This is a genomic window from Sphingobium salicis subsp. salicis (assembly GCF_049472635.1).
GTDB lineage: Bacteria > Pseudomonadota > Alphaproteobacteria > Sphingomonadales > Sphingomonadaceae > Sphingobium > Sphingobium yanoikuyae_A.
Window position 1 is genome coordinate 610,569 of sequence record NZ_JAYRCS010000001.1, and the last position, 14,384, is coordinate 624,952.

Genomic DNA, 14,384 nt, shown 5'->3' on the forward strand with positions numbered 1-14,384 from the left:
ATGGATGATGATGCCGTCCTGATCGACCGCTTCCTCGAAATGATGGCGGCGGAACGGGGCGCGTCGCGCAACACGCTGCTTGCCTATCGCACGGACCTTCAGGGCGCGGGCGAGATTGTCGGCGGGCTTGCCGCCGCCAGTCAGGACATGCTCGGCCGTCTTGCTGGCGAATGGGCGCCGCTCGCCGCCTCCACCGTGGCGCGCAAGGCGTCGGCGCTGCGCGCCTTCTACGCTTTTCTGGAGGAAGAGGGGCTGCGCGCCGACAATCCCGGCGCAGCATTGCCCCGGCCGGTCACACGCCGGCCGCTGCCCAAGATCTTGTCGTCGCAGGAGGTCGATTCGCTGTTCGCCCTGATCGCGCAGCGGGTGGAGACGGCGCATCCCGCGCCGCTCGACCTGCGGCTCTCGGCGCTGATCGAACTTCTCTATGGCTCGGGCCTGCGCGCGACCGAACTGGTTTCGCTGCCGCGCAAGGCGCTGGCGGTCGATCGCCCCTTCCTCATCATCAGGGGCAAGGGCGCGCGCGAGCGGCTGGTGCCGATCTCCGACCGCGCCCGCGCCGCCGTCGCGACCTGGCTCGCCCATGTGCCGGCCGACAGCCCCTGGCTCTTCCCTTCGGGCAAGAGCCATGTCAGCCGCATTCGCCTCTATCAGCTGGTGAAGCAACTGGCCGCGGCGGCCGGCATCGCGCCCGAGCGGGTCAGCCCCCATGTGCTGCGCCACGCCTTTGCCACCCATTTGCTGGAGGGCGGGGCGGACCTGCGCGCGCTGCAATCGATGCTGGGCCATGCCGATATCGGCACGACGCAAATCTACACCCATGTCGACAGCCGCCGGCTGGTCGAACTGGTCAACAGCCGGCACCCGCTGGCCGGCATGCAAGCCAGGATCGCGCATCCCCGCGTTGACGGCGACGCGTCCGCGCCTTAACGCCATCCGCCATGGTAAGCTTTCTCGAATTTGAAAAGCCGGTCGCAGAGCTGGAAGCCCGCATCATCGAACTGCGCCAGACGGCCTCCGTCGGCGACATCGACATCAGTGGCGAGATCAACACGCTGGAACAGCGTGCCGACAAGATGCTGTCGGACATCTATGCCAAGCTGACGCCCTGGCAGAAGACGCAGGTGGCCCGCCACCCCGAACGCCCGCACTTCAAGGATTATGTCGCGGGCATGTTCGACAATTTCATGCCGCTGGCCGGCGACCGCGCCTTTGCCGACGATCAGGCGATCATCGGCGGTTTCGCGACGCTGGGCGAGCGCAAGGTCATGGTCATCGGCCATGAAAAGGGCGACGACACCGCCAGCCGCGTCCGCCACAATTTCGGCATGGCCAAGCCCGAAGGCTATCGCAAGGCGATCCGCCTGATGGAACTGGCTGATCGTTTCGGCCTGCCGGTCGTCACTTTGGTCGACACCTCGGGCGCCTTTCCGGGCGTTCAGGCCGAAGAACGCGGCCAGGCCGAAGCCATTGCCCGTTCGACCGAGGCCTGTCTGGCGCTTGGCGTCCCCATGGTCGCGGCCGTGGTGGGCGAGGGCGGCTCGGGCGGCGCAGTGGCGCTGGCCGCGGCCAATCGCGTGCTGATGTTCGAACATGCCGTCTATTCGGTGATCTCGCCCGAAGGCTGCGCCTCGATCCTGTGGCGCACCGCCGACAAGGCCAGCGATGCGGCGACCGCGATGCAGGTCACGGCGCAGCATTTGAAGGGCCTGGGCGTGATCGACCGTATCGTCGTAGAGCCCGTGGGCGGCGCCCATCGCGAGCCGGTGCAGGCGATCGCCAATCTGGGTGCAGCCATTGGCGAGGAACTGGACGCGCTGTCCGGCCTCGAACCGCAGGCGCTGCGCACCGATCGCGCCGACAAGTTCCTGGCCATCGGTATCTGACGTCAATTTCCCGGAACAGCATCCTGTCCTCGCTCGTTACGGCACGGTAACAGGGGGCAGGGTGTCAAGGATGGGAATGGAATGAATCGGACATGGTTCTCGGCCGGCCTGGGCGTCGGCCTGATCGTCGCGGGCGTGGCGCCGGCGGTGCTGGGGCAGCAGCGGGCGATTCGCACCGCCTCCTCGATCAGCGCGCAGGACAAGGCATCGGGCGCCAAGCAGCATCCCGAACTGCTCAAGGAATTTGGCGGCGCCTATGTCGGGCCGCAGGCGCGCTATGTGGAAACGGTCGGACGCCGCATCGCGGTCCAGTCCGGCCTCTCCAATGCGCAGGGCGATTTCACCGTCACCCTGCTCAACTCCCCGGTCAATAACGCCTTCGCCATCCCCGGCGGCTATGTCTATGTCACGCGTCAGTTGATGGCGCTGATGAATGACGAGGCGCAGCTGGCCGGCGTGCTGGGCCATGAAGTCGGCCATGTCGCCGCCCAGCATGGCCAGCGGCGCCAGCAGGCGGCGCAGCGCAACGCGATCGGCGGCGCGCTGCTGCAGGTGCTGACCGGCGCCCTGCTGGGCGATTCGGCGCTGGGCGGCGTGCTGCAGCAGGGGATCGGCACCGGCAGCCAGCTTCTGACCCTCAAATTCTCGCGCAGCCAGGAATATGAGGCGGACGATCTGGGCATCCGCTACCTCGCCTCGGCCGGCTATGATCCCCGTGCGCTGTCGGACATGCTGGCCTCGCTCGCGGCGCAGACCAGCCTGGACCAGCGGGTTTCGGGTGACGCGCGCTCCATGCCCGAATGGGCCAGCACCCATCCCGATCCGGGTGAGCGCGTCGATCGGGCGGCGCAGATGGCCTCGCGCACCGGCGCGACGAGCACGCTACGCAACCGCGATGCCTTCCTGACCGCGCTCAATGGCGTCCTCTATGGCGATGATCCTAAACAGGGGGTGATCGACGGCAGCCGCTTCCGCCACCCGGACCTGCGCCTGTCCTTCACCGCGCCCTCGGGCTTCGGCATGGAAAATGGCGCGGACGCGGTCAGCATCACCGGTTCGGGCGGTCAGGCACAGTTCGGCGGCATGGCCTATAATGGCAATTTGTCGACCTATATCGATTCGGTGCTCAAGCGACTCGCCGGCAGTGCTGGCGCGCCGCCGGCGGGTGAGGTGCAGCGCACGACGATCAACGGCCTGCCGGCCGCCTGGCGCACGGTGCGCGCGAACACCAAGTCGGGTCAGATCGACGCCACGGTCTTCGCTTATGATTTCGGCGGCGGAAAGGCCTATCATTTCCTGCTGCTGACCCCGGCGGGCAAGGGCATTGGCCCGTTCGACTCGATGGTCCGTTCGGTCCAGCGCCTGTCGGCGCAGGATGCGGCGGCGATCAAGCCGCGCCGGGTCAATCTGGTCACCGTCAAGGCGGGCGACACCGTCCAGTCGCTTGGCCGCCGCATGGCCTATAGCGATTATCCGCTGGAGCGCTTCCTGGTGCTGAACGCCCTCAACGAACGCTCCGTGCTGAAACCGGGCGATCGGGTGAAGATCGTCACCTGGTAAGATTCGGCAGACTCCAGGCAAAGAAAAAGGGCGGCGGAATTGCTTCCGCCGCCCTTTTCTAACATCGGTTTCGAGCTTACTTCAGGTTGCCCGAAACGTTGTTGAAGGTGCTGCCCAGCTTCGAGCCCAGGCTGGTCATGGCGCCGATGGCGGCCACGGCGATCAGAGCGGCGATCAGGCCGTATTCGATGGCGGTCGCGCCCTTTTCGTTCTTCAGCATCTTGCGAATGAACTGCATGTGATGTCTCCTTGACAAACGTTACGTTAAACTACCCGGCCGCCCCGCTATGAATTAGGTCAGCGAAGACCTCTCTAGATTGGCTCGGTTGAGAAAAGTTTAATGCGAAACCGGGGGTGTCAGAATTTCGTGGTTAATATTTGGTCACTTCACCGGCGACATTGTTCCACATGCCGGTCGTGCGCGTCGCGACGTTGTTCAGCGCCGCGATCATGGCCAGCACGACCATCGCGATGATCAGGCCATATTCGACCGCGGTTGCCCCCCGCTCACATCGCGAAAGCGCGGATTTCGTGACGAATTCGATGATCGCGCGCATATGACCCCGCTTGGCTACAGACACTCCACGATCTGGGTGTAAAGCAGCCACGGTTAACAAAGCCCTTGCAAGGGAGCGTTATGCAGAGTTTTACCCCGTTTCTGGTCGTCGCCGTCGCCCTGATCGATGCCGATGGGCGCGTTTTGGTGCAGCAACGGCCGCCTGGAAAGCCGATGGCGGACCTGTGGGAGTTTCCCGGTGGCAAGGTGGAGCCGGGTGAAACGCCCGAGGCGGCACTGGTGCGCGAACTGGAGGAGGAACTGGGGATCCGCACCCATGAAAGCTGCCTCGCGCCCGCGACCTTCGCCAGTGCACCGCTGGAGAGCAAGCATCTGCTGCTGCTGCTTTATGTCTGCCGCAAATGGGAAGGGATGCCCGAAGCGCGCCATGCCACCGCGCTGCAATGGGTGCGGCCCGCGCAAATGTATGCGCTCGACATGCCACCAGCCGACCTGCCGCTGATCGGCATTCTCGACGCGCTGATCTGACGGGAAATCCGGCTCTGCACCGATGGCGCAAGGTTAGGCCATAAAGGGCAGGGGAAGGGCGATGCGCACCTTCCCCCACAGCCTGTAAAGACGGGGCCGACCGCCGGACAGCCGGTCCCGCGCGTTCGTGTCAGTCTTCCTTGGCCTTGCTCTGCAGCTGGACATAATTCTGGATGCCCATGCGCTCGATCATCTCGAACTGGGTTTCCAGCGTGTCGACATGCTCTTCCTCGCTTTCGAGGATATACTGGAACAGGTCGCGGCTGACGAAGTCCTTGATCGACTCGCAATAGGCGATCGCGTCGCGCAGTACCGGCAGCGCCTCATATTCCAGCTCCAGATCCGCCTTCAGGATTTCCTCGACGGTCTCGCCGATCTTCAGGCGGCCGAGCAGCTGGAAATTGGGCAGGCCGTCGAGGAACAAGATGCGCTCCGCCACCTTGTCGGCGTGCTTCATCTCGTCGATCGATTCCTCATATTCGAACTTGGCGAGCTTCTCGATGCCCCAGTGATTGAGGATGCGATAATGCAGGAAATATTGATTGATCGCGGTCAGCTCGTTCTTGAGGACCTCGTTCAGATAATCGATAACCTTCTGGTCGCCCTTCATGGCGCTATGCTCCGGCTGTTATTGGGAATGCCGGACATATAAAGGTTTCGCATCCGGTTGTTAAGCCGGAAAGGCGCAGAAAACCGCCATTTTTCAGACAGCTATTGCGTGATGTTCGCGATTGTCAGGGGCCTTTTACTGCGCCTGCTTCGCAATCTATTCAGGCCGTCGCGCGCTCTGCTGCGATGATCGTGCGGGCATAGCCGACACATTGGCCGCACTTGGGCCGACGGCCGAAACGGGCATAGGCGCTACAGGGGGTATCGGCACCATCGCGCGCCGCTTCCCGCAGATCCTTTTCGCGAATGGCATTGCAAACACAGACGACCATTGGATTCTCCTGACCCGTGAAATAGGTCAGATGCTAATGGATCGCAATAGAAGATCATGCGCTCCTGCGAATCTTTTGCACTTTTCCCCGTTGCAGACTGCGCCAGACCCATTCGGCCGGCCCCATCGCGAATCGGTCGAGCCAGGCTTGGGACCAGAGCAGCATCACCGCCCAGGCGCCCAGGATGAACAGCGGGAAGAGTGCCGGGCGAACCTGTCCGAACAGCCCCAGGCCCCAGCCATAGAAGATCGCCGTCATGACGAGGCTTGTGCCCAGATAATTGCTCAGCGCCATGCGCCCGGTCGCGGCGAGGCGGCCGACCAGCCAGTGATCGCGATGCCGCGCCAGCAGCCACAGGATCAGTGCCGCCCAGCCGACCGCCAGCGGGATGCGGAAGGGGAAGGACCAGAGCAGCGCGGTCGAAAAGGCGGTCAGCGGCGCAAAGCCGCTCGCCACCACCCAGATGGTCAGGCCGATCATCGGCACCAGTCCGATCAGAAAACAGTGGCGCGCGGTCTGCCTATATTGCTCCGCGGGCCAGCGGCCGATCAGGAAGCCGCCCTTCAGCATCGCCATGCCCAGCAGCATGAAGCCCAGTGTGTCGAGCCCGGTGAAGAGGAAGGTCCACAGCCAGTCGCCGACAAAGCCGGTCAGATGATGGCGCACGATCCCGCCGAAGCTGCCGGTGTAGATGGCGACATCCTGCTGGATGATCGGGCTGTTGGGGGCGGACAGGCCGGCGAGGAAGCTGTCGAGCCCCTCGCGCGTCGCGGCGGCGGCACCGGGCGCGGCGGCGGCATGAGCCCAGCCATAGAGGCTGGCGATGAAGGCGCCACAGATCAGGAAGTGGATCAGGAAGGCGAGAAACGCCCATTTGACCAGCGCCAGCGGCTCCTTCTGGGCAAAGAGCAGGACGATGGTGCCGACCACTGCATAGGTCACCAATATGTCGCCCCACCACAGCAATATGTGATGCAGCAGGCCGATCGCCAGCAGCCAGCCGCCGCGCACCAGTTGCGTCCGCGTGCCGTCGCGCCCGGCCATTTCCTCCCGGTCGATCAGTAGCAGCATCGACGCCCCGAACAGCAGCGAGAACAGCCCCCGCATCTTGCCGTCGACCAGGATCAGGCTGCTCGCCCAGAAGGCGATGTCGCCGCCCGACATCGGCCCGGCCGCGACCGGATTGAAATAGGCGTTCTGCGGCAGCGCGAAGGCGGTGATGTTCATCCACAATATGCCCATCACCGCGCAGCCGCGCAGCACGTCCATGGCGGGGATACGGGGCGATGCGGCGGTCATGCGGGCAATCCTTGAAGATGCTGGCCATCGGGGCATTGGTCTGCCATGCGCCTACCCATGAATCAGGTCCGCAAGCAACGGATAAGCGACTCCTTCGGCGCGGCGGCCGACCGGTATGACGAACATGCCGGGCCGCAGCGGACGGCCGCCGGGCTGGTCGCCGACATCGCCCAGCGGCAGAGCCCGGACGGCGTCGCGCGCATCCTGGAAATCGGTTGCGGCACCGGCCTGCTCACGCGCGACATCCAGACCCGCTGGCCCGGCGCGGAACTGGTCGCCACGGACATTTCGCCAAAGATGCTGGACCGGGCTGCATCGGCCGGGCTGGTCGCCGGCACCTTCCTCGCGATGGATGGGGAGGCGCCCTCGTTCGAAGGCGAATGGTTCGACCTCATCCTCTCCAGCCTTGCCTTCCAATGGTTTGACGACCTGCCCGCCGCGATCGCGCGGCTGGTGGCGCTGCTCCGCCCCGGCGGCAGCCTCATCTTCTCGACCATGGGGCAGGGCAGCTTTGCCAATTGGCGCGCTGCTCATGCGACCTGCGATCTGACGCCCGGCGTCCCCGCCTATCCCTCGCTCGACGCGCTGCGCGCGATGCTGGCGGCCTATGGCGACGCCTTCGCCTTTGACGAGACCGTACTGCTGGAAGGACAGGGCGCCCGCGCGCTGATCGGCCATCTCAAGGGCATCGGCGCGGTGGTGCCGGACGAGGGGCGCCGGCCGCTCTCCCCCGCCGCGCTGCGCCGGGTCATGGCCGCCTATGACGAGGCGGGCGGCCGTGACGTCTATCAGTTGCTGATCGGCCGGGTGACGCGCGCGGACCAGGCATAGGGGCCGACCACCGTGCCGACGAAGCCGCCGGCCTCATGGGTGCTGAGGAAGCGGATATCGACATCGCGCACCAGCACTGTCTCCCGCCCGTCGACGCCATAGGCGAAGCGCGCCGTGCCGCCATTAAGGGCGATGGTCAGGCGGACGGGCTTGGTTGGGTCGATCGGCGCGGCCGCGACCAGCCTGTCACGATCGCTGTCCTCGCGCACCATCAGGGCGATCTGCGGCTTATCGTCCTTCTGCGTCACGCCGAAGAACAGGAAGGAGCGGTCGGACTGTACGGCTTCCAGCCCCGCAAGATCCCCCTCCGTCTCCGGCCGATAGGTCAGGTCCGTGCTGATGGTCGCTACATGATGCTGTTGGCGCCGCCCGACAAAGGCCGGGGCGCCGCTCAGGTCGCCCAGCGCCGTCGCGCCGTCCAGCACCAGTCCGCCTGCTTCCAGCCGGTAAAGCGGCGCCTTGGGTGTCCGCAGCCCGATCCAGTCCAAGCCCAGCTCCGGCCCGTCGAACCGGTCGCGATAGGCGAAATCGCCGCTGGTCGGCGGCGCATCGGCATCGCGCACCGGCAGGGCCGGGCGTTTCGCCGCATAGGGAATGGCCTTGCCGGCCTCCAATATATGCGGCCAGCCATCGCGCCATGCGACCGGCAGCAGGAAGGTTTCGCGCCCGATATTGTAGAGGTCCGGCCCATAGGGGCGGGTGGCGAGGAAAGTCGCCCACCAGTCCCCGGCCTGCGTCTGCACCAGCTTGGCATGGCCGGCCGATGTCACCGGATGGGGACGGGCCGGGTCCAGGCTGCGCTGGCTCAGGATCGGATTGCCGGCATAGGGGGTGAAGGGGCCGCGCAGCTCGCGGGCGCGGAACACCACTTCGCTATGCTGGTCGCCGGTGCCACCCTCGGCCGCGATCAGATAATAATATCCCTCGCGCTTCAGCAGATGCGGTCCCTCGATCCAGGACGGCTTCTGGCGGATGTCGACGCCGCCATTGACGATCTGCGTCGCCGTGCCGGTCATCTTGAGCGCGTGCCAGTCAAATTCCTGCACCCAGATCGCCCGATGCCCGTCGTAACGGGGCGGTTCGGCCGGCGCGCGATTATTGACGATGAAGGCGCGCTCGCCTTCCCAGTAGATCGACGGATCGATCCCCTCGAACGGCAGCCAGTGGGGCTTGGACCATGGCCCGGCCGCGTCCTTTGCGGTCATCACGAAATTGCCGCCGCAATCGACGCAGGTGCCGACCAGGTAGAAAAGCCCGTCATGGAAGGAGATGTCGGGCGCGAACATGCCGCGCGAACTGCGCAGGCTGCTGAAATCAAACTGGTCGGGCCGGTCGATCGCATTGCCGATCTGGCGCCAGTGGACCATGTCGGTCGACCGGAAGACCGGCAGCCCCGGATAATGGGCGAAGGAGGAGTTGACGAGATAATAGGTCTCGCCGACCCGCGTGATCGATGGATCGGGATAATAGCCCGACAGGATCGGGTTGCGATAGTCGTCCGGGCCGGGCGTCACCTGCTCCTGGGCGCGGCCGTCATAGCGGAAATCGCTGAAGCGGGCGGGGCCTGCCAGGGCCGGGCCGGCAATGGCGGCCAGCAACAGCAAGGCGGCACGACGGGTCTTGCGCATATCCTCTCCTCCCATTTTTGCCGAACATAGGAGAGAGTTTATGATAGCGCTATCAAAAATCCGGCCCTGCGCGCGCAAACGGCCTGGATATGTCAACTTCGCTGTCACTATCTATCGTCGGCGCCCGGCCGCGATGAAGGCGATCGGCAGGCCGACCAGAATGCAGTGGGAGAAGAGCTGGTTGCCGATATTCCAGGCGATCCGCCCGATCGGCAGCGCGGCATAGGCGGCGGGCAACCACATGGCAGGCCAGCGCCACGGCCGCACGATCCAGTACATGATCGCCCAGAGCAGCAGGCCATAGAGCAGGCCGGCGACGACCGGATGGCGGCGCAGGGCAGGGCGCCGCTGCGCGATCAGCATATAGGCGCCCGCCATGCAGGCCATGATCGCGAAATGGACGGCCAGGCCGATGATTGCCCAGAGCCAGACGGGATCGCCCCGCGCGCGATCGCCCAGCGGGCCGCTCGCGACAAATTGCAGCACCGCATGCGGCGGCGTGCCTGCCATGCCGGCAAAGACGAAGGCGGAAAATATGTCGAGTGTGCCGGCAACCAAGGTGGCCCGGATGATCCTCTCGCGCATGGTGCGCTCCCCATTTTCTCGGGGTGGATCATGACAGATTGCGATGAACTTGTCCCGCCGGATGCGCTGCACCCGGCGGGACGGAAAGATTTAGAGTTCGCTGTCCATCAGCGCGGGGAAGAAGCCTTCATGCGCGGTGCGCAGCGCGTCGATCGACACGTCCGCCACGCTGTCGCCGCCAACGGTGCCGATCTTGACCGCGCCGGCAATCTCGACGCCGGCTGGGGCCGTGACGACATAGCGGCTCTGGTCTTCGCCGAACGCCGAAGCGGTGGTCAGCGCCACGTCCAGCGTCGCGCCGATCTTGCCGGCCAGCGCCATTTCCGCGATCGTGACGATCAGGCCGCCGTCGGAAATGTCATGCACGGCATTGACCGTGCCCGCCACCACCAGCGCGCGGACGGCGTCGCCATTGGCGCGCTCAACCGCCAGGTCGACCTTGGGCGCATCCCCCGCTTCGCGGCCGGCAATCTCGCGCAGCCAGATCGACTGGCCCAGATGCGTGCCTTCGCCGCCGACCAGCCAGATCGCGTCGCCTTCATTCTTGAACGCCACGGTCGCCATCGCATCGATATCGGTCAGCAGGCCGATGCCGCCGATCGCCGGGGTCGGCAGGATCGCCGAGCCACCGCCGGTTGCCTTGGATTCATTGTAGAGGCTGACATTGCCCGACACGATCGGGAAGTCGAACGCGCGGCAGGCGTCGCCCATGCCCTCCAGGCAGCCGGTCAGTTGCGCCATGATCTCGGGGCGCTGCGGATTGGCGAAGTTGAGGCAGTTGGTGACCGCCAGCGGGGTCGATCCGACCGCGCTCAGGTTGCGATAGCATTCCGCGATTGCCTGCTTGCCACCTTCATAGGGGTCGGCATAGCAATAGCGCGGGGTGCAGTCGGTGCTGATGGCAATGCCCTTGCTGCTGCCATGGACACGCACCACGGCCGCGTCGCCGCCGGGGCGCTGCACCGTGTCGGCGCCGACCATATGGTCATATTGTTCCCAGATCCAGCGACGGCTGGCGATGTCGGGGCTGCCCATCAGCGTGACGAGGTCCGCGCCGATGTCGGCGCTCTCGGCGATCTCGCCCAGCGGCTCGACCTTCGACCAGATCTTATATTCGTCCTTCGGCATCGAGGGACGGTCGTAGAGCGGCGCATCGTCGGCCAGGGGGGCAAGCGGAATGTCGCAGACGATCTCGCCCTTATGCTCCAGCACCATGCGGCCGGTGTCGGTGACATGGCCGATGACGGCGAAGTCGAGTTCCCACTTCTTGAAGATCGCCTCGGCAAAGGCTTCACGGCCGGGCTTGAGCACCATGAGCATGCGCTCCTGGCTTTCCGACAGCATCATCTCATAGGTGGTCATGCCGGTTTCGCGCTGCGGCACGTCATCCATCTTGAGGTGCAGGCCGACGCCGCCCTTCGACGCCATTTCGACGCTGGAGGAGGTGAGGCCGGCGGCACCCATGTCCTGAATGGCGACGATCGCGTCCGACGCCATCAGTTCCAGGCACGCCTCGATCAGCAGCTTTTCGGTGAAGGGGTCGCCGACCTGGACGGTGGGGCGCTTCTCTTCGCTGTCCTCACCGAAATCGGCCGACGCCATGGTCGCGCCATGGATGCCGTCGCGGCCGGTCTTGGACCCGACATAGACGATCGGGTTGCCGACGCCGCTGGCGGCCGAATAGAAGATCTTGTCGGTGTCGGCGATGCCGACGGTCATCGCATTGACCAGGATATTGCCGTCATAGGCCGGGTGGAAGTTCACCTCGCCGCCCACGGTCGGCACGCCGACGCAATTGCCATAGCCGCCAATGCCATGGACCACGCCGCTGATGAGGTGCTTCATCTTGGGGTGGTCGGGGCGGCCGAAGCGCAGCGCGTTCATGTTGGCCACCGGGCGGGCACCCATGGTGAACACGTCGCGCAGGATGCCGCCGACGCCGGTCGCGGCGCCCTGATAGGGTTCGATGTAGCTGGGGTGGTTGTGGCTCTCCATCTTGAAGATGGCGGCCTGGCCATCGCCGATGTCGACCACGCCGGCATTTTCGCCGGGGCCACAGATCACCTGCGGACCCTTGGTGGGCAGCTTCATCAGGTGGATCTTGGAGGATTTATACGAGCAGTGCTCCGACCACATGACCGAAAAGATCCCGAGTTCCGTCAGGTTCGGCTCGCGGCCGATCGCCTTCAGGACGCGATCATATTCTTCGGGGGACAGACCGTGCTCGGCAACGATCTGCGGGGTGATCTGGGGGGCGCTGCTGGACATGAGCGCGCCTTTAGACGCGTGGCGCGGGATTCACAATGGGGAGGCGGCGGCCAAGTCATGGCCGCCGCCCTTAAGTCGCTTAGCAGCTGCTGTTGCGGTCGATCGCGCGGCCAGCCAGGGCACCGGCGCCAGCGCCGACGACGGTGCCGGTGGTGCGATCGCCGCGGGTGTCGACCGCGCGGCCCAGCAGGGCACCGGCAACGCCGCCCAGCAGCAGGCCGGTGGTGCCGCCCGACTTGCGGCAGCGATAATCACCGCGATAGCCGCGACGGTCGGAATAGCGACCATGGTCATAATGGCGGTCGCCACGGTGCCAGCCACGATCATGGCCGCGGGCGAAGGAGGTCGCCGGAACAGCGGTGGCGACGGTTGCGGTCGCCAGGGCCATGGCGATCAGGCTCTTCTTGAAGTTCATGGGTCATCTCCTCGACCTGTTTATCTCTGGTACGAGGCTGTTCTGCCACCGGCTGGCTGGCAACATCCTGAACCGGCACGTTATCTGTTGTTCAGGAAAGGCACTGGGCATGAAAAAAGGGCCGGTTCCTAGGGAAGAACCGGCCCCTGTCAGAAAAAAGACTCAGGCAATGCTGCGATCAGACGTGGCAGGCCTGCGCCGACTTGCCGGGGACGGTGATCGTCACGTCGTTGCCCGAACCCTTGACCTCATAACCACCTTCGGCGGTGAAGGGCTGGCCAGCTTCGGCAGCCTTCAGCATGGTGGGCGCGCCATTCTTTTCGGTGCGCAGGATCGCGCTCTTGTCGTCGCTCATATAGTCGACGAAGAACAGGCTGTTGTCCTTGCAGCGGAACTGCTTGTTGGCCTTGACCGACGGCGGCAGCTCGACCGGCGCGGCGTTGGCAAGCTGGGCAGCCATCGGATCGGCGGGGCCGCCGACGACTTCGGGTTCGTCACTCTTGTTGCAGGCCGACAGCATGGTCAGGCCGGCAACGGCGATGAGGGGGAGATAATATTTCATAGCGATCCTTTTATGTGCGCTTGCAACATTGTGCGTCAACGCAAAACTGCCCGAATTCCGCCACGCCTGTGCAGCGACGTCATGACGTTTGCGTGACAGCGGCGCTATTGACCCACTATTGGGCGGCCTTGGGTCTGCTGCCATGTCATCCGCGCTTGACCCCGTGGACAGGGGCGGTCAATGCAGGCGCATGGCTGAGGAAAATACCCCGCAAAAGGATCTGTCCCAATTGTCGTTCGAGGATGCGCTGCGCGCACTCGAATCGATCGTCCGCCGGCTGGAAAGCGGCGATGTCCCGCTCGATGAGTCGATCTCGCTCTATGCCCAGGGTGAAGAACTGCGCAAGCGCTGCACCGAGCGGCTGCAGGCGGCCGAGGCGCGCATCAGCAAGCTGACCGTCGATGCCGGCGGCGCCATCACCGGCGCCCAGCCGTTCGGCGCGGATTGACCCACTGCATGGAACGGAGCGCGGCAGGAGCGCTGGTCGCCGCCCGTGCGGCAACGGTCGCGGCCGATATCGACCGGGCGTTCGACGCGCTGCTGGCGATCCCGGACGATCCGCGCCATCGCCTCTATGAAGCGATGCGCCATGCCGCGATCGGGGGGGGCAAGCGGCTGCGGCCGCTGCTGGTGCAGGCGACCTGCGACCTGTTCAACATTTCCCGCGAATCCGCGCTGCGCGTCGGCCTCGCGATCGAATGCATCCATGTCTATTCGCTGGTTCATGACGATCTGCCGGCGATGGACGATGACGATATGCGGCGCGGCAAGCCGACCGTCCACAAGGCGTTCGACGAAGCGACCGCGATCCTGGCCGGCGATTGCCTCCATGATCTCGCCTTCGAAATCCTGGCCGACGAACAGACCCATCCCGATGCCTTCGTTCGCATCGACCTCGTAAAGGCGCTCGCCGTCGCCAGCGGCCCGGCCGGCATGGCGGGCGGGCAGATGATGGACCTGGAGGCGGAAAAGACCCGCTTCGATCTCGCCACCGTCACCCGGCTGCAAAATCTCAAGACCGGTGCGCTGATCGGCTTCTGCGTCGATGCCGCCGCCATCATGGCGCGCATTCCGGTCGAGGCGCGCACGGGCCTGCATGGCTATGCCCGCGACATCGGCCTCGCTTTCCAGATCGCCGACGACCTGCTCGATGTGGAGGGCGACGCGGCCCTCGCCGGCAAGGCGCTGGGCAAGGATGCCGCCGCCGGTAAGGAAACCTTCGTCTCGCTCCTGGGGGTAGACCGGGCGCGGGAACAGGGGCGCCTGCTCGTTGAACAGGCCAAGGCGCACCTGCACGGCTATGGCGCGGAGGCGGATCTGCTGCGCGCCATTGCCGACTATATTGTGGAGAGGGACCGCTAGAT

The 14,384-nt window shown here is 65.2% G+C and carries 17 protein-coding genes; 7 read left to right on the forward strand and 10 right to left on the reverse strand.

Features of this window, described 5'->3' with window-relative positions:
* From VHN57_RS03060 to VHN57_RS03070, 3 genes are all read left to right on the forward strand, one after another.
* Positions 1-930, forward strand: coding sequence for a tyrosine recombinase (locus VHN57_RS03060; protein WP_278985448.1), 930 nt, complete (start codon positions 1-3; stop codon positions 928-930).
* Positions 931-941: 11 nt separating this feature from the next.
* Positions 942-1,886, forward strand: coding sequence for an acetyl-CoA carboxylase carboxyltransferase subunit alpha (locus VHN57_RS03065; protein ID WP_004211198.1), 945 nt, complete (start codon positions 942-944; stop codon positions 1,884-1,886).
* An 81-nt stretch (positions 1,887-1,967) separates the two neighbouring features.
* On the forward strand, positions 1,968-3,446 hold the full coding sequence (locus VHN57_RS03070) for a M48 family metalloprotease (protein ID WP_423282736.1): 1,479 nt from the start codon (positions 1,968-1,970) through the stop codon (positions 3,444-3,446).
* A gap of 76 nt (positions 3,447-3,522) precedes the next feature.
* Here the strand turns inward: VHN57_RS03070 and VHN57_RS03075 are convergent, their stop codons facing one another.
* A complete protein-coding gene (locus VHN57_RS03075; protein WP_004211201.1) occupies positions 3,523-3,684 on the reverse strand; it encodes a Flp family type IVb pilin in 162 nt (53 codons plus the stop codon).
* Between the two features lie 133 nt (positions 3,685-3,817).
* Entirely contained in the window at positions 3,818-4,003 is a 186-nt protein-coding gene (locus VHN57_RS03080; RefSeq protein WP_004211202.1) for a Flp family type IVb pilin, read from the reverse strand.
* Positions 4,004-4,083: 80 nt separating this feature from the next.
* On the opposite strand from VHN57_RS03080, the gene VHN57_RS03085 reads away from it, so the two are divergent.
* Positions 4,084-4,491 carry a (deoxy)nucleoside triphosphate pyrophosphohydrolase gene (locus VHN57_RS03085; RefSeq protein WP_069336784.1) on the forward strand — a complete coding sequence of 136 codons (408 nt, stop codon included), beginning with the start codon at positions 4,084-4,086 and terminating at the stop codon, positions 4,489-4,491.
* Positions 4,492-4,621: 130 nt separating this feature from the next.
* Here VHN57_RS03085 and bfr read toward each other — a convergent pair whose 3' ends face one another.
* The 3 genes from bfr to VHN57_RS03100 all read right to left on the reverse strand — a co-directional run bounded on the left by bfr (position 4,622) and on the right by VHN57_RS03100 (position 6,731).
* A complete protein-coding gene (gene bfr, locus VHN57_RS03090; protein WP_004211204.1) occupies positions 4,622-5,101 on the reverse strand; it encodes a bacterioferritin in 480 nt (159 codons plus the stop codon).
* A gap of 160 nt (positions 5,102-5,261) precedes the next feature.
* The gene (locus VHN57_RS03095; RefSeq protein ID WP_004211205.1) at positions 5,262-5,432 is read right to left on the reverse strand and encodes a (2Fe-2S)-binding protein; all 171 of its coding nucleotides are present in this window, start codon (positions 5,430-5,432) and stop codon (positions 5,262-5,264) included.
* 54 nt (positions 5,433-5,486) lie between these two features.
* Entirely contained in the window at positions 5,487-6,731 is a 1,245-nt protein-coding gene (locus tag VHN57_RS03100; RefSeq protein ID WP_278986484.1) for a DUF418 domain-containing protein, read from the reverse strand.
* A gap of 57 nt (positions 6,732-6,788) precedes the next feature.
* On the opposite strand from VHN57_RS03100, the gene VHN57_RS03105 reads away from it, so the two are divergent.
* Entirely contained in the window at positions 6,789-7,562 is a 774-nt protein-coding gene (locus VHN57_RS03105; protein ID WP_278986486.1) for a methyltransferase domain-containing protein, read from the forward strand.
* Here the strand turns inward: VHN57_RS03105 and VHN57_RS03110 are convergent.
* The 5 genes from VHN57_RS03110 to VHN57_RS03130 all read right to left on the reverse strand — a co-directional run bounded on the left by VHN57_RS03110 (position 7,520) and on the right by VHN57_RS03130 (position 13,020).
* Entirely contained in the window at positions 7,520-9,190 is a 1,671-nt protein-coding gene (locus tag VHN57_RS03110) for a glycoside hydrolase family 43 protein (protein ID WP_423282743.1), read from the reverse strand. The two genes, VHN57_RS03105 and VHN57_RS03110, sit on opposite strands and share 43 nt — an antisense overlap.
* Positions 9,191-9,301: 111 nt before the next feature.
* A complete protein-coding gene (locus VHN57_RS03115) occupies positions 9,302-9,775 on the reverse strand; it encodes a hypothetical protein (protein WP_278986489.1) in 474 nt (157 codons plus the stop codon).
* A gap of 90 nt (positions 9,776-9,865) precedes the next feature.
* Positions 9,866-12,043, reverse strand: a complete 2,178-nt coding sequence (gene purL, locus VHN57_RS03120; protein ID WP_278986492.1) for a phosphoribosylformylglycinamidine synthase subunit PurL — start codon at positions 12,041-12,043, stop codon at positions 9,866-9,868.
* A 79-nt stretch (positions 12,044-12,122) separates the two neighbouring features.
* A complete protein-coding gene (locus VHN57_RS03125; RefSeq protein WP_004211212.1) occupies positions 12,123-12,458 on the reverse strand; it encodes a glycine zipper 2TM domain-containing protein in 336 nt (111 codons plus the stop codon).
* Positions 12,459-12,636: 178 nt separating this feature from the next.
* The gene (locus tag VHN57_RS03130) at positions 12,637-13,020 is read right to left on the reverse strand and encodes a hypothetical protein (RefSeq protein ID WP_004211213.1); all 384 of its coding nucleotides are present in this window, start codon (positions 13,018-13,020) and stop codon (positions 12,637-12,639) included.
* 190 nt (positions 13,021-13,210) lie between these two features.
* Between VHN57_RS03130 and VHN57_RS03135 the strand changes: the two genes are divergently transcribed.
* Together VHN57_RS03135 and VHN57_RS03140 are read left to right on the forward strand one after the other, a co-directional pair.
* Positions 13,211-13,468, forward strand: coding sequence for an exodeoxyribonuclease VII small subunit (locus tag VHN57_RS03135; protein WP_004211214.1), 258 nt, complete (start codon positions 13,211-13,213; stop codon positions 13,466-13,468).
* A gap of 8 nt (positions 13,469-13,476) precedes the next feature.
* The gene (locus tag VHN57_RS03140) at positions 13,477-14,382 is read left to right on the forward strand and encodes a polyprenyl synthetase family protein (protein ID WP_278986494.1); all 906 of its coding nucleotides are present in this window, start codon (positions 13,477-13,479) and stop codon (positions 14,380-14,382) included.
* Positions 14,383-14,384 lie beyond the last annotated feature (2 nt).